The organism is Caballeronia sp. AZ10_KS36 (assembly GCF_023631105.1).
Lineage (GTDB): Bacteria > Pseudomonadota > Gammaproteobacteria > Burkholderiales > Burkholderiaceae > Caballeronia.
The window spans coordinates 597,116-619,193 of the sequence record NZ_JALQDQ010000001.1 but is presented as its reverse complement, the minus strand read 5'-3'; the positions used below and the strand labels follow the sequence as shown (position 1 = coordinate 619,193).

Here is a 22,078-nt window from a genome sequence, read left to right as displayed (position 1 = left end):
GAAGTCGATTGCGCCGCGAGCCGTTTGATCGGGATGTCGCGGTTCGAAGAGCCGAACCGTCGCGTTGCGCTCGTGTTCAGAACAAGGCTTCGTCGTAGTCCATCATCGGCTTCGCGCCCGCGCGCGCGGCGCGGATGGTCGAAGCCGTTTCCGGCAGGAGCTTCGCGAAGTAGAAGCGCGCGGTCGCGAGCTTCGCCTTGTAGAACGCATCGCCTGATGCGGCGTTGTCGAGCGCCACGCGCGCCATGCGCGCCCAGAAGTACGAGAACACCAGATGCCCGACCGTGCGCAGATACGGCACGGCTGCGGCGCCGACTTCGTCCGGGTTCTGCATCGCCTTCATGCCGATTTCCATCGTGAGCTTCTGCACCTTCTCGCCGATATCCGCGAGCGGGTTGATGAACTCCTGCATCTCCGGCTTCACGCCTTCTTCTTCGACGAAATCCGTCACGAGCTTGCCGAAGCGCTTCAGCTTCGCGCCCATGTCGCCGAGAATCTTGCGGCCGAGCAGGTCGAGCGCCTGTATGGAGTTCGTGCCTTCGTAGATCATGTTGATGCGCGCGTCACGCACGTACTGCTCCATGCCCCACTCGGAGATGAAGCCGTGGCCGCCGTAAATCTGCATGGCGAGGTTCGTGCCTTCGAACGCGTTGTCGGTCAGGAACGCCTTGATGACCGGCGTGAGCAGCGCGACGAAATCGGCGGCTTCGCGGCGCGCGGCTTCGTCTTCGTGCGAGAGTTCCTTGTCGATGTTGAGCGCGGCCCAGTACGTGAACGCGCGGCCCGCCTCGGCGTACGCCTTCTGCGTGAGCAGCATGCGGCGCACATCCGGATGCACGATGATCGGATCAGCGGGCTTCTCGGGCGCTTTCGGGCCGGTGAGCGAGCGCATTTGCAGGCGCTCTTTCGCGTAGACGAGCGAGTTCTGATACGCGACTTCCGTGAGTCCCAGGCCCTGCATGCCGACGCCCAGACGCGCCGCGTTCATCATCACGAACATGGCGTTCAAGCCCTTGTTCGCTTCGCCGACGAGCCAGCCCTTCGCGCCGTCCAGATTCATCACGCAGGTGGCGTTGCCGTGAATGCCCATCTTGTGCTCGATCGAGCCGCACTTGATGCCGTTGCGTTCGCCCGGCGCGCCGCTCGCGTCCGGGATGAACTTCGGCACGATGAAGAGCGAAATGCCCTTCGTGCCGGCCGGTGCGCCGGGCAGCCGCGCGAGCACCAGATGGACGATGTTCTCGGCCATGTCGTGTTCGCCGCTCGAAATGAAAATCTTCGTGCCGGTCAGCGCGTACGAACCGTCGGCATTCGGCTCGGCCTTCGTGCGCAGAATGCCGAGGTCGGTGCCGCAATGCGGCTCGGTCAGGCACATGGTGCCGGTCCATTCGCCGGAGACGAGCTTCGCGAGATACGTCGCTTTCTGCTCCGGCGTGCCGTGCGCGTGGAGGCATTCGTACGCGCCGTGCGAGAGGCCCGGATACATGGTCCACGCCTGATTCGCCGAGTTGAGCATTTCGTAGAGCGCGTTATTGACGAACGCGGGCAGCCCCTGGCCGCCATATTCGGGATCGCAGCCGAGGGCGGGCCAGCCCGCCTCAACGTACTGTCGGTACGCCTCCTTGAAGCCCGACGGTGTCCTAACGACGCCGTCGCCCTCGTAGGTGCAACCTTCGCGGTCGCCGCTCTGGTTGAGCGGAAACACGACTTCGGAGCAGAACTTGCCGGCCTCTTCGAGCACCTGGTTGATGGTGTCCGCGTCCAGGTCGGCATGCTTCGGCATGCGCTTCAGTTCGGCTTCGACGTTCAGCAGTTCGTGCAGCACGAACTGCATGTCGCGCAAGGGGGCGGCGTACTGTCCCATGAGTCTCTCCAGTTTCTAGAAGCTTGCGTCGTGCGCCGCCGAACCCTTGGGACGATTCGATCGGCGCCGCTAACGGCTGTCCGTTTGATGCGAAGTTAGATTCGTCGCCGCGCTCGTGGCTGCGTGGGCGGCCGGCTCGCTGGTTTCGCGGCCGCCGCCATCGGCAGACGAGTGCGACGTCTGATATGAAACGATCGTCTTTTCCAGCGCGTCCCGCGTCAGTTGCACCGCTTCCGGCAGATGCAGGAAACGCGCGTCGTGATGCAGGCCGAGCGTGAAGCTGTACAACTCGAAGAGCATCAGCTTCGGGTCCGTCTCCGGCTTCAGATGCCCTTCTTCCTTCGACTGGCGAATGGCCCGCAACAGCGCCTCGCGCCACGTCGTCACACTGTGGACGAGCTGCTCGCGCACCGCGCTCGCCGCGCGATCGTCGTATTCCACCGCGCCGCTGATATAGATGCAGCCGGTGGTGACCTCCTCGATGCGCTTTTCCATCCAGCGGCTCATCATCGCGCGCAGTCGCGGCAAGCCGCGCGGTTCACGCAAGCTCGGGAAAAACACTTCGTCTTCGAACCGGCGGTGGTACTCGCGCACCACTTCCACCTGCAGATCCTCGCGCGAACCGAAGTGCGCGAACACTCCGCTCTTGCTCATCTGCATCCGCTCGGCCAAAAGACCGATGGTGAGTCCCTCCAGTCCGTCCCTGCTCGCCAGATCCAACGCTGCGTCGAGAATCGCGGCCCGCGTCTGTTCGCCTTTTCGCATGATCCCACCGTCCTCTCGTGACCCCATTGAAAACGAACGGCCGTTCTATTATTGTGGCCGATCGCTGCTGAAACAAGCAAAATTTTAGAAAGCGGTTTCTAACTGCCGCATCAATCAATAGGATAAGTCCTATTTTTGCCCGCCCTATTGTCCTTTTTTGTGTGCGGACTGCCTCTAAGTGACTGCCCGACTTCCCATTTGCTGGGAGCATGTTGCCGGTTGGCAGCTACATTGTCGAATCAGCAGTAATTGGGCCGTCAATCGTACTGCCCGATGGTGATGAGTTTCATCGTCATGCGGTAGGTGTTGTACGCGAGCCAGCTCAGCATTCGCTCGCCCACCGGGCGCGAAGCGTAGTGTTTTTCGTCGATGCGGCTGCCTTCGTCGAACGCCTGGAGGATGGCGTCGTGCAGGCCCGCGATCTCCGCGTGGTTGACGAGCACCATGTTGGCTTCGTTGTTCAGCACGAGCGAGAGCGCGTCGAGATTGGACGAGCCGATGGTCGCCCAGTCGGCGTCCACGACCGCGACCTTCCCGTGCAGGATCGTCTTCTCGTATTCGGCGATGCGCACGCCATTCTTCAGCAGATTGCCGTAGAGGAACGGCGTGGCGTAGTCGAGCGCGACGAACTCCTTGCGACCGATCACGAGGGACACGCGCACCCCGCGCCGCGCCGCGAGCACGAGCGCGCGCCGCAGCTTGCGGCCCGGCATGAAGTACGGATTGGCAAGCAGAACTTCGCGCTCCGCATGGGCGATCGCGCGCAGATACGCCTTCTCGATGGCCCGGCGATTCAGCAGATTGTCGCGCGCCACGAACGCGACGCACGGTTGATCGACCGCATGGATTTCGCCGAGTTGCGCGCGGCGCCGGGCGCGCAGCGCGCGCCGCGCGTTGCGGCGGTTGTGCTCCGGCTGCGGTTCGCAGGCGGGCGCACGCGGCTCGCGCGGCTTGACGCCGAGGCGGATGCGTTCCCACTGAAGGTCGAACGCGTTGCGCACGTCGGTGACCACCGGCCCTTGCGCTTCCATCGCGAAATCCCAGCGCGGCTCCGGCAAACGCGTGCCGTTCTGGTCGTAGTCATCCACGATATTGATGCCGCCGCAAAACGCGTACGTGTTGTCGATCAGCGCGAGCTTGCGGTGCGTGCGCGAAAAGCCGAGCGGCCCGAACAGCAGATGCGGATTGTAGATTCGATGCTCGACCCCGCCCGCCTTCCACTGCTCGAACATCGGCAGCTTGCCGTCGGTGCCGATGCCGTCCGTGATCACGCGCACCGTGACGCCGCGGGCGGCGGCCCGCAAGAGCGCGTCGGAGACGGCGCGGCCGGCGTCGTCGTTCGCGAAGATGTAGGTTTCGAGCGAGACCGTGTTCTGCGCGCCGTCGATCCGCTCGATCAGCGCGGGAAAGAACTGCGCGCCGCTTTTGAAGATGCGAACGTGGTTGCCTGCGGTGAAGCAGAAACGCGGCGGACGTCGCCCGGAGAAGAGCGCCTGGCGCAGTCGCTTGAAGCTGCGCCGCGGCCGCACACCGATCATCGGCTATGCGCCGCGAGGCGCTCGGGCAATTGAAGAATGGCTTCGCGGTTGGACCACGAGAAGCAGCGGTCGGCGGCTTCGCGCAAGGGCAGCCACAAATGCGACGTGTGTTCGCGCGGCGCGAGCGTCACTTCCAGACAATGCGGCACGCAGAGACTGAACTGGTGTTCGGTGTTGCGCGTGATGCCTTCGGCGTAACGGTGCCGCCACTGCGGATAGATGTCGTACTGAATGCTGTGATGCCAGTTCAGCAGCGCATTCTGCGGCACGAGCGGACTGCCGACGATGATCCCCGTTTCCTCCTGCACTTCGCGCGCAGCGGTTTCTTCGAGCGGCTCGTCGATGCGGTCTTTCGAGCCCGTCACCGATTGCCAGAAGCCCGGATGATCCGCCCGCTCGATGATGAGCACGTCGAGCTCGGGCGTATGAATCACGACCAGCACGGATTCGGGGATTTTCGGTGGCTTCTGCATGACCATGTGAACGTGCGCGTTGTCTCTTATCCGGCAAAGACTGTAGCGCAAAAAACGAAAAAGGCGCACTCGGCGCCTTTTCGTCACAACATTAACAACGCTTATTGCGTCTTTTGTTCGGGTTGCCGCAGACGGATGTGCAACTCGCGCAACTGGCGCTCGTCCACTTCGCTCGGCGCTTGCGTGAGCAGGTCCTGCGCGCGCTGCGTTTTCGGGAACGCGATCACGTCGCGGATCGAATCGGCGCCGGACATCAGCGTCACGATGCGGTCTAGACCGAACGCGATACCGCCGTGCGGCGGCGCGCCGTATTGCAGCGCGTCGAGCAGGAAGCCGAACTTCAGACGCGCTTCTTCCGCGCCGATTTTCAGCGCGCGGAACACCTTGCTCTGTACGTCTTCCTGGAAGATACGCACCGAACCGCCGCCGATTTCCCAGCCGTTCAGCACCATGTCGTACGCCTTCGCGAGGCAGCGGCCCGGATCGGTTTCGAGGTATTCGAGGTGCTCGTCCTTCGGGCTCGTGAACGGATGGTGCGCGGCCACGTAGCGGTTTTCTTCCTCGTCGTATTCGAACATCGGGAAGTCGATCACCCACAGCGGCTTCCAGCCGGATTCGAGCAGGCCGTTCGCCTTGCCGAATTCCGAATGGCCGATCTTCAGGCGCAGCGCACCCAGGCTGTCGTTCACGACCTTCGTGCGATCCGCCGCGAAGAAGATGATGTCGCCGTCTTCCGCGCCCGTGCGCTCCATGATGGCGGCGAGCGCCGCGTCATGCAGATTCTTGACGATCGGGCTTTGCAGACCGTCGCGGCCCTTGGTCTTGTCGTTGACCTTGATCCACGCGAGGCCCTTCGCGCCGTAAATGCGCACGAATTCCGTGTAACCGTCGATATCGCCGCGCGACAGCTCGCCGCCCTTCGGCACGCGCAACGCAGCGACGCGGCCGTCCTTCGAATTGGCCGGCATGCTGAACACCTTGAAGTCGACGTCCCTGACCGCGTCGGTCAGATCGGCGAATTCGAGCTTCACGCGCAGGTCGGGCTTGTCCGAGCCGAAACGGCGCATCGCTTCCGAATACAGCATGACCGGAAATTTCTCCGGCAGCGCGACGTCCATCGTCTCCTTGAAGACGTGGCGGATCATGTTTTCGAACAGATCGCGGATTTCCTGCTCGTTCAGGAACGACGTTTCGCAGTCGATCTGCGTGAATTCCGGCTGACGGTCCGCGCGCAGGTCTTCGTCGCGGAAGCACTTGGTGATCTGGTAGTAGCGGTCGAAGTTCGCGACCATCAGCAATTGCTTGAACAATTGCGGCGATTGCGGCAGCGCGAAAAATTGTCCCGCGTTCACGCGCGACGGCACGAGATAGTCGCGGGCGCCTTCCGGCGTGCTCTTGGTCAGCATCGGCGTTTCGATGTCGATGAAGCCTTGCGCGTCCAGATACTTGCGCACTTCGATCGCCACGCGATAGCGCAGGCGCAGGTTCTTCTGCATCTGCGGACGGCGCAGGTCCAGCACGCGATGCGTGAGACGCGTGGTCTCCGACAGGTTGTCGTCGTCGAGCTGGAACGGCGGCGTCACCGACGCGTTCAGCACGTTCAGTTCATGACACAGCACTTCGATCTTGCCGCTCGTCAGATTCGCGTTGACCGTGCCTTCCGGACGGTTGCGCACGACGCCCTTCACCTGCACGCAGAACTCGTTGCGCACGCCTTCGGCCACCTTGAACATCTCGGCGCGATCCGGATCGCACACGACCTGGACGAGCCCTTCGCGATCGCGCAAGTCGATGAAGATAACGCCCCCGTGGTCGCGGCGGCGATGCACCCAGCCGCACAGCGAGACGGTTTGGCCCAGCAGGGCTTCGGTCACCAGACCGCAGTATTCAGATCGCATCGACATGATGTTGTGTCTTTCGTTGTTCGTTGATGAACGGCTCGCGTGCGGATCGCGCTCTTCGTCGGCTCGATTCGCGGCACGCGCGCCGGCATTACATCGGCGGCTCGGTGGGGCGGCGGGCGGGCGCGACCGACAGCGGCGCGCTCGGCGCGGGGGCGACCACGCCCATCGAGACGATGTACTTCAGTGCGGCGTCGACGGTCATATCCAGTTCGACGACCTCGCTTTTCGGCATCATCAGGAAGAAGCCGGACGTGGGGTTCGGCGTGGTCGGCACGTAGACGCTCACGTGATCTTCCTTCAGATGATTGAGCACGTCGCCGCCGGGAATGCCGGTCAAAAACCCGATGGTGTACGAGCCCTTGCGCGGATATTCGACCAGCAGCGCCTTGCGAAATGCATTGCCGCTCGACGAAAGCAGCGTGTCCGAAACCTGCTTCACGCTCGTGTAGAGCGGGCCGACGACCGGAATGTGGCGAAGAATGGCGTCCCACCAGCCGACGAGTTTCTGCCCGACGAAGTTCTGCGTAAAGAGGCCGACGACGAAGATGAACGCGAGCGTGAGCAGCGCGCCGAGTCCCGGCAGATGGAACCCGAAGACACGCTCCGGCTGCCACGCGGCCGGCAAAAGGAGCAGCGTCTGATCCATGGTCCCGATCACGAGGCCGAGCACCCACAGCGTGATGGCGAGCGGCACCAGCACCAGGAGGCCGGTGAGGAACACGGTTTTCAGCGTAGTCTTTTTCGTGGTCACGTTGTTGTCGCTAGGGTGACGGGCGTCGGGTTGGCCGCGATCCGCGCGCGCTCAGGGCGCGCGCTCTGACAGGCGGTACGGGACGGAATGCGCAGCCGGCGCGAAGCTCGCGCCGTGCGTGACGTGTGCGCTTTTACGCTGCGCCCGAAGGCGTCGCGGGCGCTGCGGGCGTCGAACCGCTTGCAGCGGGCGCTGCGCTCGCAGGCGGCGATGCATCCGACGTTGACGCACTGCCCGCTTTCGCGCTGTCGCCGGAATTCGAATTGCCCGCGCTGTCGCCGGACTTCGGCGCGGCAGAACCGTTGCTGCCGCCGCGGAAATCGGTGACATACCAGCCGGAGCCCTTCAACTGGAACCCTGCCGCGGTCACTTGCTTGGAAAACGCGTCCTTTCCGCAGGCGGGACATTGCGTGAGCGGTGCGTCGCTCAACTTCTGAAGCACGTCTTTTTCGTGGCCGCAGGATGCGCAGCGGTATGCGTAAATCGGCATGGCACTCTTCCTACAATGATCTGTCGACGCTTGCAAAGCCTTGAATTATAGCCGCAAACCCGCTTCGGGCCGCCATTTTCGGCTGGCCCGGCGCCATGCGGCTTCCTCGCCAGATAGGGGCGAAGACGAATAATTCAAGCGCGCCGCCACGTCAGCCAGCGTTCACGGCCGGCAAAGACCGGTATCGAGCCGCTGACTTCATGATCGTCGATCAATTCGAAGTGGGGAGCGAGAAGCGCGTCGAGTTCATTGCGCTCGATGCCGAACGGCGGTCCCTTCGGCGTCGCGCCGATGAAAAAGAAGCCCGCGAGCAGCGCGCCGGGGCGCGCGAGCGCCGCCATGCGCTTTGCGTAATCGGTCCAGCGGTCTTTCGGCAGCGCGCACAGGAAGGCGCGCTCGTAGATCCAGTCGGGCGCGAACGCAGGCTGATACGCGAAGAAATCGGCCTCTTCGACGACGTCCGCGTGCGCGCCCAACTGAGCGCGCGCCGCCGCGACCGCGCTCGGCGAGAAATCGATGGCGCGCACGGTCATGCCTCGCTCGGCGAGATACGCGGCCTCGTAAGCGTTGCCGCAGCCGGGAATCAGCACGCGCGTGGCTTCAGGCGCGGCCAACGCGGACACGAACGTGCGGAACGCATCGGGCACGCCAGCCTGATCCCACGGCATGAAGCGGCGATCGAACCGTTCGTCCCAGAAACCGGGAGAATTCGGGTCGCGGTTCTCGAAGGACGGAACGTCCGCGCTGCTCGAATTGCTCATCGAATCTCCTCGCGCCGGCTCGCCGTAATCAAGGATGGCCCATCCAGAATTGCGCGATGACCACGCCCGCGCCGGCAATGACGCCCAGCCCGACGACGAGCAGCGTCGTCAGCAGCCGGTTCGTGCGCTTTTGCTCCGCGAGCAATTGGCGCATGGTTTCGTCGTTATTCCCGCGCGGCGCGTCGTGCCGTTCCGCGAGCAGGTGATGAATCAGCCGCGGCAGTTGCGGAATGGTCTTGCTCCACTGCGGCGCTTCCATTTGCAGACGTTCGTACCAACCGCGCCAGCCGATCTGCTCGTTCATCCAGCGTTCGAGGTACGGCTTCGCGGTCTTCCACAAGTCGAGTTCCGGATCGAGCGATCGACCCAGCCCTTCCACGTTCAGCATCGTCTTTTGCAGCAGCACGAGTTGCGGCTGAATCTCGACGTTGAAGCGGCGCGAGGTCGAAAACAGCCGCATCAGGACCTGTCCGAGCGAAATGTCCTTGAGCGCGCGGTCGAAATACGGCTCGCACACGGCGCGAATCGCGCTCTCCAGTTCCTCGACGCGCGTGCTCGGCGGCACCCAGCCGGATTCGAGATGCAGCGTCGCCACGCGGTGGTAATCGCGCTTGAAGAACGCGAGGAAGTTCTGCGCAAGATAGTTCTTATCGAAGTCCGAGAGCGCCCCGACGATCCCGAAGTCGAGCGCGATATAGCGGCCGAAGGTCGCCGGATCGAGGCTCACCTGAATGTTGCCGGGGTGCATGTCCGCGTGAAAGAAGCCGTCGCGGAACACCTGCGTGAAGAAAATTTCGACGCCTTCGCGCGCGAGCTTCGGAATATCGACACCGGCCGCCCGCAGCGTTTCGACTTGCGAGATCGGCACGCCGACCATGCGCTCCATCACGAGCACCGTGGGCGCGGACAGGTCCCAGTACATCTCCGGTACGAGCAGCAGATCAAGGCCCTGGAAATTGCGGCGCAACTGGCTGCCGTTGGCGGCCTCGCGCATGAGGTCGAGTTCGTCGTGCAGATATTTGTCGAATTCAGCGACGACTTCACGCGGCTTCAGCCGCCTGCCGTCCGGCCACAGACGCTCGGCCCAGATCGCGATATCGCGCAGAAGCGCGAGGTCCGAATCGATCACGGGCAACATGCCCGGCCGCAGCACCTTCACGGCGACGGGTTTGCCCGCGTGCTCGCCGTGGCGGATCTTCGCGAAATGCACCTGCGCGATGGACGCGCTCGCCACGGGCACGCGCTCGAAGTCGTCGAAGAGTGCGTCGATCGGCGCGCCGAGGGCTTTCTCGATGATCGAAACCGCGACGTTCGAATCGAACGGCGGCACGCGATCCTGCAGCTTCGCGAGTTCGTTGGCGATATCGACCGGCAACAGATCGCGCCGTGTCGACAACACTTGACCGAACTTGACGAAGATTGGTCCGAGGCTTTCCAGCGCGAGGCGCAAGCGGATGCCGCGCTCGACATCGAAGCGGCGGCCGAACGTCGTCACGCGCATGAGGTAGCGCACGCGGCGGTCGTTGATGCCGCTCATGACCAGTTCGTCCAGGCCGAAGCGGACAATCGTGAAGAAAATCTTGAGGAAACGCAGAAAACGCATAGTCGGTGTTCGCTTCAGCTCGTTATTTGCGCGAGTCGCGCCCGGACGCGCCGCCGGTCCGCGCTGAAGCGCCGCGCGCCGACTCTCGTTGTTCGATCCGCTCGATGCGCTTTTCCACGCGCGCGAGCGCATCGCGCGCCTGCGACAACTCGGCGTTGAACGCATCCAGCGCGCTCTTGCGCACCAGTTGCGGGCGCTCATCCAGCAAATACTCGGCCACGGAGTCGAGAAGATTGCGACCCGTGCGCTGCGCCTGTGTCTGCATCGTCCGCGCAATCATGCCGATGCGATGCGCGGGCGCATCGCCGATCACGCGCGACAAGTCTTCCTCCGGGTCCCAGCGCAGGTGCTCCGCGAGTTTGGCGAGCGTCTGCGCGAACTCGGCATCGCCTTCTATGCGCACGTGCTTCATCACCGCCGCCTGACCGCCTTGCAGGAACGCGGGAAGCGCATCGAACGGAACGGCAATGCTGACGTCGAAATGGCCGGCTTGTGCCTCGCTCGTCGCGACGAAAAGCCCGTCCGCCTGCGCGACGAGCGCGATCACGAACGGCGCGCACGAAAGCCGGACAGACTTGCCGGCGTACGGCTGGAGGCGCTCGCGCGCCCACGGCTCGCGGGCGAGAAGATGATTCACGACAGCGGCGAACGCACCGGACGCGGTCTTGACGGCAGGATCTACAACGGAGCGGGAAGGTTCGTGTGCGTTCGTCATCGGCTCTGAGATGAAAAAACCCGCGCAAGCGGTCGCTCGCGCGGGTTCTATTCTACGGTCTAGGCAAACTCCGCGAACGCGGAGCCGCTTCTCGACGCGCGCCCCGCTGCCGACGTGCGGCGCCATGCCGCCGCGCCGGCGTGCGGGGACGCGCTCAACTGACCTGCTGAATGCCGGCCAGCAGCCAGCCTTCGTTGCCGGACTTCTGCTTCGACAGATTCCAGATTTCGACGAACGGCTCGGCCGCCGCCCCTTCCGATTCGCGGATCAGGCCGTGGAAGCGCACGCTCGCCAGATACTCGGACGCGCGATCTTCCACGCCGAGCACGTCCGCGTTGAGCTGAACCACGTCCGTGCGATTCGGCGCGCCGCCGCGTGCATCGATGTCGAGCTTCACTTCGGCGAACATCTCCGGCGTGGTGAACTCGCGGATGTCGTTGACGTTGCCGCGGTCCCACGCGTCCTGCAGGCGCACGAAGTACACCTTCGCGTTACGCAGGAACGCTTCGGTGTCGAAGCCTGCCGGAACGTTGACCGGCGCGGCCTGCGTCGCGGGCGAATCGATATAGTCCGCGCCGAAGCCCGCAGGCTGCGACATGCGCGGCGGCTCCTGATTCAGGCCGCTGCGCGCCGACGCGCCATAGGGCGACGCGCCCGCGCCGGCATACGCCGGCGTCGATGCGCCCTGCCGTTTGCGCATGAAGAAGCGGAACAGCATGACGGCCGCGAGCACGATCAGCGCGATCATGATCATGTTGGCCATGGCGCCGGCGAACGCGCCGCCGAGCCCGAAATGCGACAGCAGCGCGGCGATGCCGAGACCGGCGGCCAAGCCGGCGATCGGCCCGAGCCAGCGGTTACGCGCCGGTTGCGCGGCGGGCGGCGCGGCGGGCGCGGGCTGCGCGCGCTGCGGTTGCGCGGACTGGCTCGGCTGCATGGACTGCGACGGCGGCGTTGCCTGATGCTGCTGCGTGGCCGTGGCCGACTGGCGGCCCATGCTCCGGCCACTGCCCATGCGGCGCGCCTCGGCGTCGTCCGCGAAGATTGCGCCAGCCGTAATAACGCCAGCGAGCGCCAAGATTCCGGCCTTCCTGAACATCGAGCTCAGAAAACCCCGGGATTGGGGTGTGCGCGAATCGGACATATCGAATCCTTTAGAGAGTGGAACATCAAAATTTTGTCCCGACGTGTAACGCTACCACGCCACCTGACAAATTGTAATATTCGACTCGATCCAGTCCTGCTTGTTCCATCATCGTCTTCAATGTTTCCTGGTCCGGGTGCATGCGGATGGACTCGGCCAGATAGCGATAGCTGTCCGCGTCCTTTGCCACCTTCTCGCCGAGCCAGGGCAGAATCTTGAAGCTGTAAATGTCGTACGGCTTCTTGAGCGGTTCCCACACTTTCGAGAATTCCAGCACGAGCAGACGGCCGCCCGGCTTCAGCACGCGGTACATCTCGGCCAGCGCGCGCTCCTTGTGCGTCATGTTGCGCAGCCCGAAAGCCACCGTCACCACGTCGAAATAGTTGTCGGGAAACGGAATTTTCTCTGCGTCGCACAGGAGCGTCGGCGTGATGACGCCCTTGTCCAGCAGACGATCGCGCCCCACGCGCAGCATCGATTCGTTGATGTCCGTGTGCCAGACTTCGCCCGTTGCGCCGGCCTGCTTGGCGAACGCCATCGCGAGATCGCCGGTGCCGCCCGCGATGTCCAGCACCTTGTAGCCCGCGCGCACCTTCGCCTGCCCAATCGTGAAATGCTTCCAGATGCGATGCAGCCCGCCGGACATCAGGTCGTTCATCAGGTCGTAATTGCTCGCGACGGAGTGGAACACGCCCGCCACCTTGCTCGCCTTCTCCTGCTCGTCGACCGTTTCGTATCCGAAGTGGGTCTTGCTCATTGCGCTCTTTCCTCGCATGTTGTTCGTATCTGCCTGCGCAATCGTCGCGCCGGCCCGCGGCGTTATGCCGCGCATGGTTCGTTCAGTGACAGTGCCCGCCCGCAGGCTTCGCGGGCATCGGCGCATCGCGGTCGATGCCGGCGGCCTGCAGCTTCGTCAGATAGTCGCGCCAGCGTTCGTCCTGTTTCGTCGCGAGATCGTAAAGGATGTCCCACGAATAAATGCCGGTATTGTGCCCGTCCGAAAAATTCAACTGGAGCGCGTAATGTCCGACCGGCTCGATTCCGGTGACGGCGACCTCGCGCTTGCCCGTCTGCAGCGTTTCCTGCCCCGGCCCGTGGCCTTGCACTTCGGCGGATGGCGAATAGACGCGCAACAGTTCGAACGGCACGCGATACGACTCCTTCTCGCCGTATTGCAACTCCAGCACGCGGGATTTCGAATGCAGAACGACGCCGGTGGGAATCGGCGTCGTCGATGTCAGTCCGCTCATGGTGAGCCTTATCTCTTAAGTTAGTGTTGGCCGAACGCCTGATTCAGCTCGCGGCGAACGGCTTCGCGCAGAAGCGTCGCCTGCGCGCGGCGCTTGGCGAGTTGCGCCTCGGACACCGTGCGCTGGCGCGGCGCCCAGACGGGCAACGGAAAACGGGAATCGTTGGAAAAACGTGGAATGACGTGCCAATGCAGATGCGGCACCTGATTGCCGAGGCTCGCCAGATTGATTTTCTCGGGCACGAGCACGCGACGCATCGCGCGTTCGACGCCGTTGACGGCGGTCATCACGCGCGCGCGGTCGGCGTCGGCCAAATCGGACATTTCGGCGACATGCGCGCCCCAGATCACGCGACAGAAACCGGGCCAGTCCGGCTCGTCGGCGAGGACGACGCGCAACGCGTCGTCCGACCACAGCACTTCGCCGCCGTCTTCGCGGCAAAACACACAGTCCATCTCAAACCTCTAGCGAATCAAACCTCGATTTCGCTATTACACCAGCACGCGCTCGATACCGCCATTGTTCGCGCGTTCGACGTACTGCTCCATCCAGTTTTCGCCGAGCACCTTGCGAGCCATTTCGACGACGATATAGTCCGCCTCGACGTTGGCGTCCTCGTTGTAGCGCGAGAGGCCTTGCAGGCACGACGGGCAGCTCGTGAGAATCTTCACGTCGGTGCCTTCGGTCTGCGCGCCGTCGCCCGCCGAGAGCACGGAGCCGGGCGCGGCGCCCGCCGTTCCTGCCGATGCGTTCATCGGATTGATCGCGTTCGAGCCGGCAACCGACGTCAGCGGAATGCCGCGCAGATTGGCCGCGCCCTTGCGCACTTCCTCTTCCTTGCGGAAGCGCACCTGCGTCGCGATGTCCGGGCGCGTGACCGCGAACGTGCCGGACTCGCCGCAGCAGCGATCGTTCTTCTGAATCTTGTAGCCGTCGTTCTGCGAACCCATCAGATCGTTGACGAGCTTCACCGGATCCACCGTCTTGATCGGCGAGTGGCAAGGATCGTGATACATGTAGCGCGTGCCCTTCACGCCATCCAGCCGAATGTTCTTCTCCAGCAAGAACTCGTGAATGTCGATGATGCGGCAGCCGGGGAAGATCTTCTCGAATTCATAGCCCGCGAGCTGGTCGTAGCAGGTGCCGCACGACACCACGACGGTCTTGATATCGAGATAGTTCAGCGTATTCGCCACGCGATGGAACAACACGCGGTTGTCCGTGACGATCTTCTCCGCCTTGTCGAACTGGCCCGCGCCGCGCTGCGGGTAGCCGCAGCACAGATAGCCCGGCGGCAGCACCGTCTGCACGCCCGCTTCCCATAGCATCGCCTGCGTGGCGAGACCGACCTGCGAGAACAGACGCTCAGAACCGCAGCCGGGGAAATAGAACACCGCTTCGGAATCGACGGTCGTCGTCTTCGGATTGCGGATGATCGGGACGATCTTGTTGTCCTCGATGTCGAGCAGCGCGCGCGCCGTCTTCTTCGGCAGATTGCCCGGCATCTTCTTGTTGACGAAGTGGATCACTTGCTGCACGACGGGCGGCTTGCCGGTCGTCGAAGGCGGATGCGCGGTCTGCTTCTTGACGATCTTCTTCAGCACGTCGGTGCCGAGGCGCTGCGCCTTGTAGCCGACGCCCATCATCGCGGTGCGCGCGATGTTGATGGTCTGCGGATTCGTCGCGTTGAGGAAGAACATGCCCGCCGCGTTGCCCGCGTTGAACTTCTTCTTGCCCATCTTGCGCAAGAGGTTGCGCATGTTCATCGACACGTCGCCGAAGTCGATCTTCACCGGGCACGGCGTCGCGCACTTGTGGCAGACGGTGCAGTGATCGGCGACGTCGTTGAATTCGTCCCAATGCTTGATCGACACGCCACGGCGCGTCTGCTCTTCGTACAGGAACGCTTCGACGAGCAGCGAAGTCGCGAGAATCTTGTTGCGCGGGCTGTAGAGCAGGTTCGCGCGCGGCACGTGCGTCGCGCAGACCGGCTTGCACTTGCCGCAGCGCAGGCAGTCCTTGATCGAATCGGAGATCGCGCCGATATCCGACTGCTGCATGATGAGCGATTCATAGCCCATCAGTCCGAACGACGGCGTGTACGCGTTGCGCAAGTCCGCGCCTTCGAGCAGCTTGCCCGCGTTGAAGCGCCCTTGCGGGTCCACGCGCTTCTTGTACGCGCGGAAATCGCCGATTTCCTCGTCCGTCAGGAATTCGAGCTTCGTAATGCCGATGCCGTGCTCGCCGGAGATCACGCCATCCAGCGAACGCGCGAGCTTCATGATGCGCGCGACCGCGTGATGCGCGTCCTGCAGCATCTCGTAGTTGTCGGAGTTGACCGGAATGTTCGTGTGGACGTTGCCGTCGCCCGCATGCATGTGCAGCGCGACGAACACGCGGCCGCGCAGCACGTGCTTGTGGATGGCCTGCGCTTCGTCGAGGATCGGCTTGAATTCGCCGCCGTTGAAGATCTGGCGCAGTTCCGCGCGAATCTCCTGCTTCCACGAAATGCGCAGCGTGCGATCCTGCGCGAGATGGAACACGGTGGCGTCCGGCTGCACGTCCACGCGATCCGCGAACTTCTCGGCGAACGCCTCGTAGCCGAGCGTCACCAGATAGTGCTGCGCCTCGCGCAGCGGCAAGTCCAGCTTCTCGCCGACGAACGTCCAGCGTTCGCGCACGCGCTTGAGCAGATCGAGCGCCTGCTGCACGCGGTCTTCGAGCAGTTCGGCGCTCGGGATTTCGTTCGCGTCGTCGCTCTTGCCGAGCGGCAGCTTGCCATTGCGGAAGAACGCTTCGAGCGCATCCAGCAATTGCAGCTTGTTCTTGATCGACAGTTCGATGTTGATGCGCTCGATGCCGTCCGTGTACTCGCCCATGCGGTTGAGCGGAATCACGACGTCTTCGTTGATCTTGAACGCGTTCGTGTGCTTGGCGATCGCGGCCGTGCGCGAGCGGTCGAGCCAGAAACGCTTGCGCGCCTCCGCGTTCACCGCGACGAAGCCCTCGCCGCTCTTGCCGTTCGCCATGCGCACGACTTCGGACGTGGCCTGCGCGACGGCATCGGCGTCATTGCCGACGATATCGCCGATCAGCACCATCTTCGGAAACGCGTTGCGCTTGCTCTTGGTCGCATAGCCGACCGCGCGCAGATAACGCTCGTCGAGGTGTTCGAGGCCCGCGAGAATCGCGCCGCCCTGCTTCGACGTTTCGAAGAGATAGTCCTTGATCTCGACGATGCTCGGAATGGCGTCGCGCGCCTGCCCGAAGAATTCGAGGCAGACGGTGCGCGTGTGCGCGGGCATCTTGTGCAGAATCCAGCGCGCGGATGTGATGAGTCCGTCGCAGCCTTCCTTCTGCACGCCCGGCAGCCCGGACAGGAACTTGTCGGTCACGTCCTTGCCGAGCCCTTCCTTGCGGAACGTGCGGCCGGCAATGTCGAGGTTTTCGCTGCGGATCAGCTTTTCGCCGGGCGCGCGATTGCCGTCGAACCAGTCGAGCCGAAAGCGCGCCACTTCGACGTCGTGAATCTTCCCGCAGTTGTGATCCAGACGCGTGACTTCGAGCCAGTTGCCTTCCGGATCGACCATGCGCCACCAGGCGAGGTTGTCCAGCGCCGTGCCCCACAGCACCGCTTTCTTGCCGCCCGCGTTCATCGCGACATTGCCGCCGACGCACGACGCATCGAGCGATGTCGGATCGACCGCGAACACGAAGCCTGCCTGCTCGGCCGCTTCGGTGACGCGCCGCGTGACGACGCCCGCGCCGGAGAAAATCGTCGCGACTTTATGATCGACGCCCGGCAGGTCGGTCATCTCGACCGGCCCGAGCTGTTCGAGCTTTTCCGTGTTGATGACCGCCGAGAACGGCGTGAGCGGAATGGCGCCGCCGGTGTAGCCGGTGCCGCCGCCGCGCGGAATCACGGTCAGGCCGAGTTCGAAGCACGCCTTGATGAGACCCGCGATCTCGGCTTCCGTATCCGGCGTCAGCACGACGAACGGATACTCGACGCGCCAGTCGGTCGCGTCCGTGACGTGCGAAACGCGCGCGAGGCCGTCGAAGCGAATGTTGTCCTTCTGCGTCTGCTTGCCGAGCACGCGCGACGCGCGGCGGCGCAGATCGGCCATGCGGCCGAATTCGGAGGCGAAGTCGTCCACGGCGCGGCGCGCGGCGGCAATCAGCAGCTGCACACGTTCAGCGCGTTCGCGGCTGCCCGCTTCTTCGCTGTGCTCGGACAAGTCCGCGCTGCGGCGCTTCTCGATTTCGGTCAGGCGATGGTTCAGCGCCTCGACCAGCATCGCGCGACGCTTCGGGTTGTCGAGCAGGTCGTCTTGCAGATACGGATTGCGGCGCACGGCCCAGATGTCGCCCAGCACTTCGTACAGCATGCGCGCGGAGCGGCCGGTGCGGCGCTCGGCGCGCAGTTCGTCCAGCGCGGCCCAGGCTTCGTCGCCCAGGAGCCGCATGACGATTTCGCGGTCCGAAAACGACGTGTAGTTATAGGGAATTTCGCGAAGACGCGGCTCGATATCGAGCGCCAAGGCGGCATGGGCGCCGTTCGGATCGAAGGCTTGAGGTGCGTTCATGTTCGACGGTTCGGTGGTTCGACGAGTGCGCTTGGCAAAGCGCGGACGCCGACGGTGCGCGTGGGGGCGCAGATTTTCGAATGAGACTTTTGTTTGCGAAGGCGGGCGATTCGCCCGAAAGCGCCGGCTTGCGCGGATGCCGCGAGCCTCACGGCGCCGCCTTCGATGTGCCCGAGATCAACGCCACGATCGCGCATGGCGCGCATGCCGCTCGGCCGCTGCGTGATGCGCGCGGGGAACATGCGCCAGAAATTCGATCCGAAGCTGCAAGTGCATCTGCCGGTCCTGATTGCTGATTTGCAAAAAGAAATTCTAACCCATCGCGAAAATCGCCGTTGGCGGCCGCTAGCACGACGAAGGGGCTTTTGCGCGCCCATTTTCGCCGCGGTTTGGCGTTTTTGCGCGCTTTTAGGCGTCCGGCCGGTCGGTCAAAGCCGCAGGGAGCCGGAAACCTAGTCCTTTGCGGCTATCATTGATGTTTTCGCCCTGAAAAAGCGCAGCCGGCCTGCCTGACGAGTCCTCCGCATGAACCATCCTGATTACCTGAAGAAAGTGCTGACGGCGCGCGTCTACGACGTCGCACGCGAAAGCGAGCTGGAACCCGCGCGCAACCTGTCGGCGCGCCTGCGCAACTCCGTGTACTTGAAGCGCGAAGACAATCAGCCGGTCTTCTCGTTCAAGATTCGCGGCGCGTACAACAAGATGGCGAACCTGCCGGCGGATGTGCTCTCGCGCGGCGTCATCACGGCGTCGGCGGGCAATCATGCGCAGGGCGTGGCGCTCTCGGCGGCGCGGCTCGGCTGCCGCGCGGTGATCGCGGTGCCGACCACGACGCCGCAAGTCAAGATCGACGCCATTCGCACGCACGGCGGGCCGACGGTCGAGATCGTGCTGGCGGGCGAATCGTACAGCGACGCCTACGCGCGCGCCGTCGAGCTTCAGGAAGAGCGCGGCCTCACCTTCGTGCATCCGTTCGACGATCCGGACGTCATCGCCGGGCAAGGCACCGTCGCGATGGAAATTCTGCGCCAGCATCAGGGCCCGATTCACGCGATCTTCGTGCCGATCGGCGGCGGCGGACTGGCGGCGGGCGTCGCGGCGTACGTGAAAGCGGTGCGGCCGGAGATCAAGGTAATCGGCGTGCAGACCGAGGATTCGTGCGCAATGGCGCGCTCGATCGCGGCGGGCGAGCGCGTGACGCTCGGCGAAGTCGGCCTGTTCTCGGACGGCACGGCGGTAAAGCTCGTCGGCGAGGAAACGTTCCGGCTGTGCCGCGAACTGCTCGACGAAGTGCTCACCGTCGATACCGACGCGCTCTGCGCCGCCATCAAGGACGTGTTTCAGGACACGCGCAGCGTGCTCGAACCGGCGGGCTCGCTCGCCGTCGCGGGCGCGAAGCTGTATGCGGAACGCGAGGGCGTCGAAGGCAAGACGCTCGTGGCCGTCACGTCCGGCGCGAACATGAACTTCGACCGCATGCGATTCGTCGCGGAACGCGCGGAAGTGGGCGAGGCGCGCGAGGCGGTGTTCGCGGTGACGATTCCCGAGGAGCGCGGCAGCTTCCGGCGCTTCTGCGAACTCGTCGGCACCCGCAGCGTCACTGAATTCAACTACCGCATCGCGGATGCGCGCGCCGCGCATATTTTCGTCGGCGTGCAGATCAAGTCGCGCAAGGAGACGGCGCAGATGATGTCGTCGTTCATCGAACACGGCTTCGCCACCGTCGACCTGTCGCACGACGAGCTTTCCAAGCAGCACATTCGCTACATGGTGGGCGGCCATTCGCCGCTCGCGCAGGACGAGCGCCTGTTGCGCTTCGAATTCCCCGAACGGCCGGGCGCGCTGATGAAGTTCCTGTCGTCGATGGCGCCGAACTGGAACATCAGCCTCTTCCACTATCGCAATCAGGGCGCGGACTACAGCTCGATTTTGGTCGGCATTCAGGTGCCGCAGTCGGATAACGCCGAGTTCGAGCGTTTCCTCGCGACGCTCGGCTATCCGTGGTGGGACGAGCAGGCGAATCCGGTCTACAAGCTGTTCCTCGCTTAAAGCCCGGGCAGCCGATGGCCTTCACGCTCGAAGACAAGCTCGTCGTCGCGATTTCGTCGCGCGCGCTTTTCGACTTCGAAGAGGAAAACCGCGTCTACGAAACCGGCGATCTTGCCCGCTACGAGGCGCTGCAACGCTCGCGGCTCGACACGCCCGCGAAGCCGGGCGTCGCGTTCGGGCTGATTCGCAAACTGCTGGCGTTGAACGCGCATGAGCAGCGCGTCGAAGTGGTGATTCTGTCGCGCAGCGACCCGATCAGCGGCCTGCGCGCGTTCCATTCGTGCCGCGAACACGGACTCGCGATCGAGCGCGGCGTGTTCACGCGCGGGCGCTCGCCGTTCGCGTACTTGAAACCGCTGCGCGCGTCGCTATTTCTGTCGGCGAACCCGGACGACGTGCGCGCCGCGCTGGCCGCGGGCTTCCCCGCCGCCCGCGTGCTGCCGGAAACGCCGCGCGCCGCGAGCCGGTATGCTGATGAAATCCGCATCGCGTTCGACGGCGATGCCGTGCTGTTCTCCGACGAAGCCGAACGCGTTTTTCAGACCGAGGGTTTGGGCGCGTTCGTCGGCCACGAGACGCAGAAGAAGGATTCGCCGCTTCCGGGCGGCCCGCTGAAGCCGCTTCTGGCGGCGTTGAACAAGCTGCAACGCATTGCCGACGACAACGAAAGCCAGTCGCCAATGCACATTCGCACCGCGCTCGTCACGGCGCGCTCCGCTCCCGCGCACGAACGCGCGATCCGGACGCTGATGGCGTGGAACATCGAAATCGACGAAGCGATGTTCTTAGGCGGCCTCGACAAGGGCGAATTTCTGCGCGAATTCGAACCCGACTTTTTCTTCGACGACCAAATCCGCCACTGCGAATCGGCCCGCGTCGTGACCGCGACGGGGCACGTTCTCAGCGGCATAGCGAACGCACCATGACACCCGACCAATCTCCGCTCGGCAAAGCCGTCAACTACACCGAACAGTACGATCCCTCGCTGCTCTTTCCGATCGACCGCAAGCGCGCCCGCGACGAAATCGGCGTGCCGGCGCGCCTGCCGTTCTTCGGCACCGACGTCTGGAATGCATACGAGCTTTCGTGGCTGAACAGGCGCGGCAAGCCGCAGATCGCGGTCGCGACGTTCTTCGTGCCGGCGGAATCGCCGAACATCGTCGAATCAAAGTCGTTCAAGCTGTACCTCGGATCGTTCGCGCAGACGCAGTTCGATTCGATCGACGACGTGCGCGCCGCCATCAAGCGCGATGTGTCGGCGACGTGCGGCGCAACGGTGTCGTTGCAGCTTGTCGCGCCCGCCGATTTCGGCAAGCTCACGATGGAGGAATTCGACGGCTTGTCGCTGGACCGGCTGGACCTCGATTGCGAGATTTATGCGCCGGACCCGTCGCTGCTGACGGCAACGCATGACGAAGCGCCTGTCGACGAGACGCTGTTTTCGAACTTGCTGAAGTCGAATTGTCCCGTGACGGGGCAGCCGGACTGGGGCAGCGTGCAGATCCGCTATTACGGCGGGCAGATCGACCACGCGGGTTTGCTGCGGTATATCGTTTCTTATCGCGAACACACCGGGTTCCACGAGCAATGCGTCGAACGCATCTTCATGGACATCATGCGCGAGTGCAAACCGGAACGCCTCGCGGTGTATGCGCGGTACACGCGGCGCGGCGGGCTGGATATCAATCCATTCCGCACCAACTTCAATTTGCCGATGCCGGATAATGCGCGGTTGGCGAGGCAGTAAGCATCGGACGGCGGCACGCGGCAAGCGCGCCGCCGCTTGCGCCGTCAAGCGGAAGGCTTCTTATAAGCCACGCAATCCACCTCGACCTTGCAGTCGATCACCATCGACGACACCACGCACGCCCGCGCAGGCGGGTTCGCGCCGAAGTACTCCTTGAACACCTTGTTGAACGAAGCGAAGTCGCGCGGATCGTCCAGCCACACGCCGCAGCGCACCACATGCTCGGTGCCGTAGCCCGCTTCTTCAAGAATGGCGATCACGTTCTGAATCGCCTTGTGCGATTGCTCGACGATACCGCCGTTGATCACCTCGCCGTCCTGCATCGGCGTCTGGCCCGACACGTAGAGCCAGCCATCGGCCTCGACCGCGCGTGCGAACGGCATATGCGCGCCGCCTTGTCCCTTGCCGCCTTCCACGCCATAACGCTTCATCTTTGCA

The 22,078-nt window shown here is 63.8% G+C and carries 20 protein-coding genes; 4 read left to right on the top strand and 16 right to left on the bottom strand.

The window, feature by feature from the left end; all coding sequences use genetic code 11:
- Nucleotides 1-76: 76 nt before the first annotated feature.
- The 15 genes from NCR35_RS02955 to NCR35_RS02885 form a co-directional block, all read right to left on the bottom strand.
- The gene (locus NCR35_RS02955; RefSeq protein WP_250532973.1) at nt 77-1,864 is read right to left on the bottom strand and encodes an acyl-CoA dehydrogenase C-terminal domain-containing protein; all 1,788 of its coding nucleotides are present in this window, start codon (nt 1,862-1,864) and stop codon (nt 77-79) included.
- A 69-nt stretch (nt 1,865-1,933) separates the two neighbouring features.
- Nucleotides 1,934-2,629 carry a TetR/AcrR family transcriptional regulator gene (locus tag NCR35_RS02950; protein WP_206467484.1) on the bottom strand — a complete coding sequence of 232 codons (696 nt, stop codon included), beginning with the start codon at nt 2,627-2,629 and terminating at the stop codon, nt 1,934-1,936.
- A 257-nt stretch (nt 2,630-2,886) separates the two neighbouring features.
- Entirely contained in the window at nt 2,887-4,164 is a 1,278-nt protein-coding gene (locus NCR35_RS02945; protein WP_502801636.1) for a phospholipase D-like domain-containing protein, read from the bottom strand.
- Nucleotides 4,164-4,640 (bottom strand): dihydroneopterin triphosphate diphosphatase, encoded by a 477-nt coding sequence (nudB, locus tag NCR35_RS02940; RefSeq protein WP_250532971.1) that lies wholly within the window; start codon nt 4,638-4,640, stop codon nt 4,164-4,166. The genes NCR35_RS02945 and nudB overlap by 1 nt, the downstream gene beginning before the upstream one ends.
- A 101-nt stretch (nt 4,641-4,741) precedes the next feature.
- Complete coding sequence (gene aspS / locus NCR35_RS02935) at nt 4,742-6,544, bottom strand: aspartate--tRNA ligase (protein WP_206467482.1); 1,803 nt, start codon at nt 6,542-6,544, stop codon at nt 4,742-4,744.
- 88 nt (nt 6,545-6,632) lie between these two features.
- On the bottom strand, nt 6,633-7,295 hold the full coding sequence (locus NCR35_RS02930; protein WP_175939420.1) for a DUF502 domain-containing protein: 663 nt from the start codon (nt 7,293-7,295) through the stop codon (nt 6,633-6,635).
- Nucleotides 7,296-7,428: 133 nt separating this feature from the next.
- Nucleotides 7,429-7,785 carry an FmdB family zinc ribbon protein gene (locus NCR35_RS02925; RefSeq protein ID WP_250532970.1) on the bottom strand — a complete coding sequence of 119 codons (357 nt, stop codon included), beginning with the start codon at nt 7,783-7,785 and terminating at the stop codon, nt 7,429-7,431.
- Between the two features lie 134 nt (nt 7,786-7,919).
- A complete protein-coding gene (locus NCR35_RS02920) occupies nt 7,920-8,546 on the bottom strand; it encodes a methyltransferase (protein ID WP_250532969.1) in 627 nt (208 codons plus the stop codon).
- 28 nt (nt 8,547-8,574) lie between these two features.
- Nucleotides 8,575-10,149: a ubiquinone biosynthesis regulatory protein kinase UbiB gene (ubiB, locus tag NCR35_RS02915; RefSeq protein WP_206467479.1), complete on the bottom strand. Its 1,575-nt coding sequence runs from the start codon at nt 10,147-10,149 to the stop codon at nt 8,575-8,577.
- A 22-nt stretch (nt 10,150-10,171) separates the two neighbouring features.
- Nucleotides 10,172-10,864, bottom strand: coding sequence for a ubiquinone biosynthesis accessory factor UbiJ (locus tag NCR35_RS02910; RefSeq protein ID WP_250532968.1), 693 nt, complete (start codon nt 10,862-10,864; stop codon nt 10,172-10,174).
- A 154-nt stretch (nt 10,865-11,018) separates the two neighbouring features.
- Nucleotides 11,019-12,008 carry a Tim44 domain-containing protein gene (locus tag NCR35_RS02905; protein ID WP_250532967.1) on the bottom strand — a complete coding sequence of 330 codons (990 nt, stop codon included), beginning with the start codon at nt 12,006-12,008 and terminating at the stop codon, nt 11,019-11,021.
- 25 nt (nt 12,009-12,033) lie between these two features.
- Nucleotides 12,034-12,765, bottom strand: a complete 732-nt coding sequence (ubiE, locus tag NCR35_RS02900; protein ID WP_175939405.1) for a bifunctional demethylmenaquinone methyltransferase/2-methoxy-6-polyprenyl-1,4-benzoquinol methylase UbiE — start codon at nt 12,763-12,765, stop codon at nt 12,034-12,036.
- An 82-nt stretch (nt 12,766-12,847) separates the two neighbouring features.
- Nucleotides 12,848-13,258 carry a gamma-butyrobetaine hydroxylase family protein gene (locus NCR35_RS02895; protein ID WP_250532966.1) on the bottom strand — a complete coding sequence of 137 codons (411 nt, stop codon included), beginning with the start codon at nt 13,256-13,258 and terminating at the stop codon, nt 12,848-12,850.
- A 20-nt stretch (nt 13,259-13,278) separates the two neighbouring features.
- A complete protein-coding gene (locus NCR35_RS02890; RefSeq protein ID WP_250532965.1) occupies nt 13,279-13,713 on the bottom strand; it encodes an HIT family protein in 435 nt (144 codons plus the stop codon).
- A gap of 36 nt (nt 13,714-13,749) precedes the next feature.
- On the bottom strand, nt 13,750-17,844 hold the full coding sequence (locus NCR35_RS02885; RefSeq protein WP_250532964.1) for a DUF3683 domain-containing protein: 4,095 nt from the start codon (nt 17,842-17,844) through the stop codon (nt 13,750-13,752).
- 195 nt (nt 17,845-18,039) lie between these two features.
- Here NCR35_RS02885 and NCR35_RS02880 point away from each other — a divergent pair, with 195 nt between their 5' ends.
- The 4 genes from NCR35_RS02880 (at nt 18,040) to queF (ending at nt 21,640) form a co-directional block, all read left to right on the top strand.
- On the top strand, nt 18,040-18,300 hold the full coding sequence (locus tag NCR35_RS02880; RefSeq protein WP_250532963.1) for a hypothetical protein: 261 nt from the start codon (nt 18,040-18,042) through the stop codon (nt 18,298-18,300).
- A gap of 69 nt (nt 18,301-18,369) precedes the next feature.
- Complete coding sequence (ilvA, locus tag NCR35_RS02875) at nt 18,370-19,893, top strand: threonine ammonia-lyase, biosynthetic (protein WP_250532962.1); 1,524 nt, start codon at nt 18,370-18,372, stop codon at nt 19,891-19,893.
- 14 nt (nt 19,894-19,907) lie between these two features.
- Nucleotides 19,908-20,819: a 5'-nucleotidase gene (locus NCR35_RS02870; protein ID WP_244847846.1), complete on the top strand. Its 912-nt coding sequence runs from the start codon at nt 19,908-19,910 to the stop codon at nt 20,817-20,819.
- Nucleotides 20,816-21,640 (top strand): NADPH-dependent 7-cyano-7-deazaguanine reductase QueF, encoded by an 825-nt coding sequence (gene queF, locus NCR35_RS02865; protein WP_250532961.1) that lies wholly within the window; start codon nt 20,816-20,818, stop codon nt 21,638-21,640. The genes NCR35_RS02870 and queF overlap by 4 nt, the downstream gene beginning before the upstream one ends.
- Nucleotides 21,641-21,684: 44 nt before the next feature.
- Here queF and NCR35_RS02860 read toward each other — a convergent pair whose 3' ends face one another.
- Nucleotides 21,685-22,071 (bottom strand): RidA family protein, encoded by a 387-nt coding sequence (locus NCR35_RS02860; protein ID WP_250532960.1) that lies wholly within the window; start codon nt 22,069-22,071, stop codon nt 21,685-21,687.
- Between the last annotated feature and the right edge of the window lie 7 nt (nt 22,072-22,078).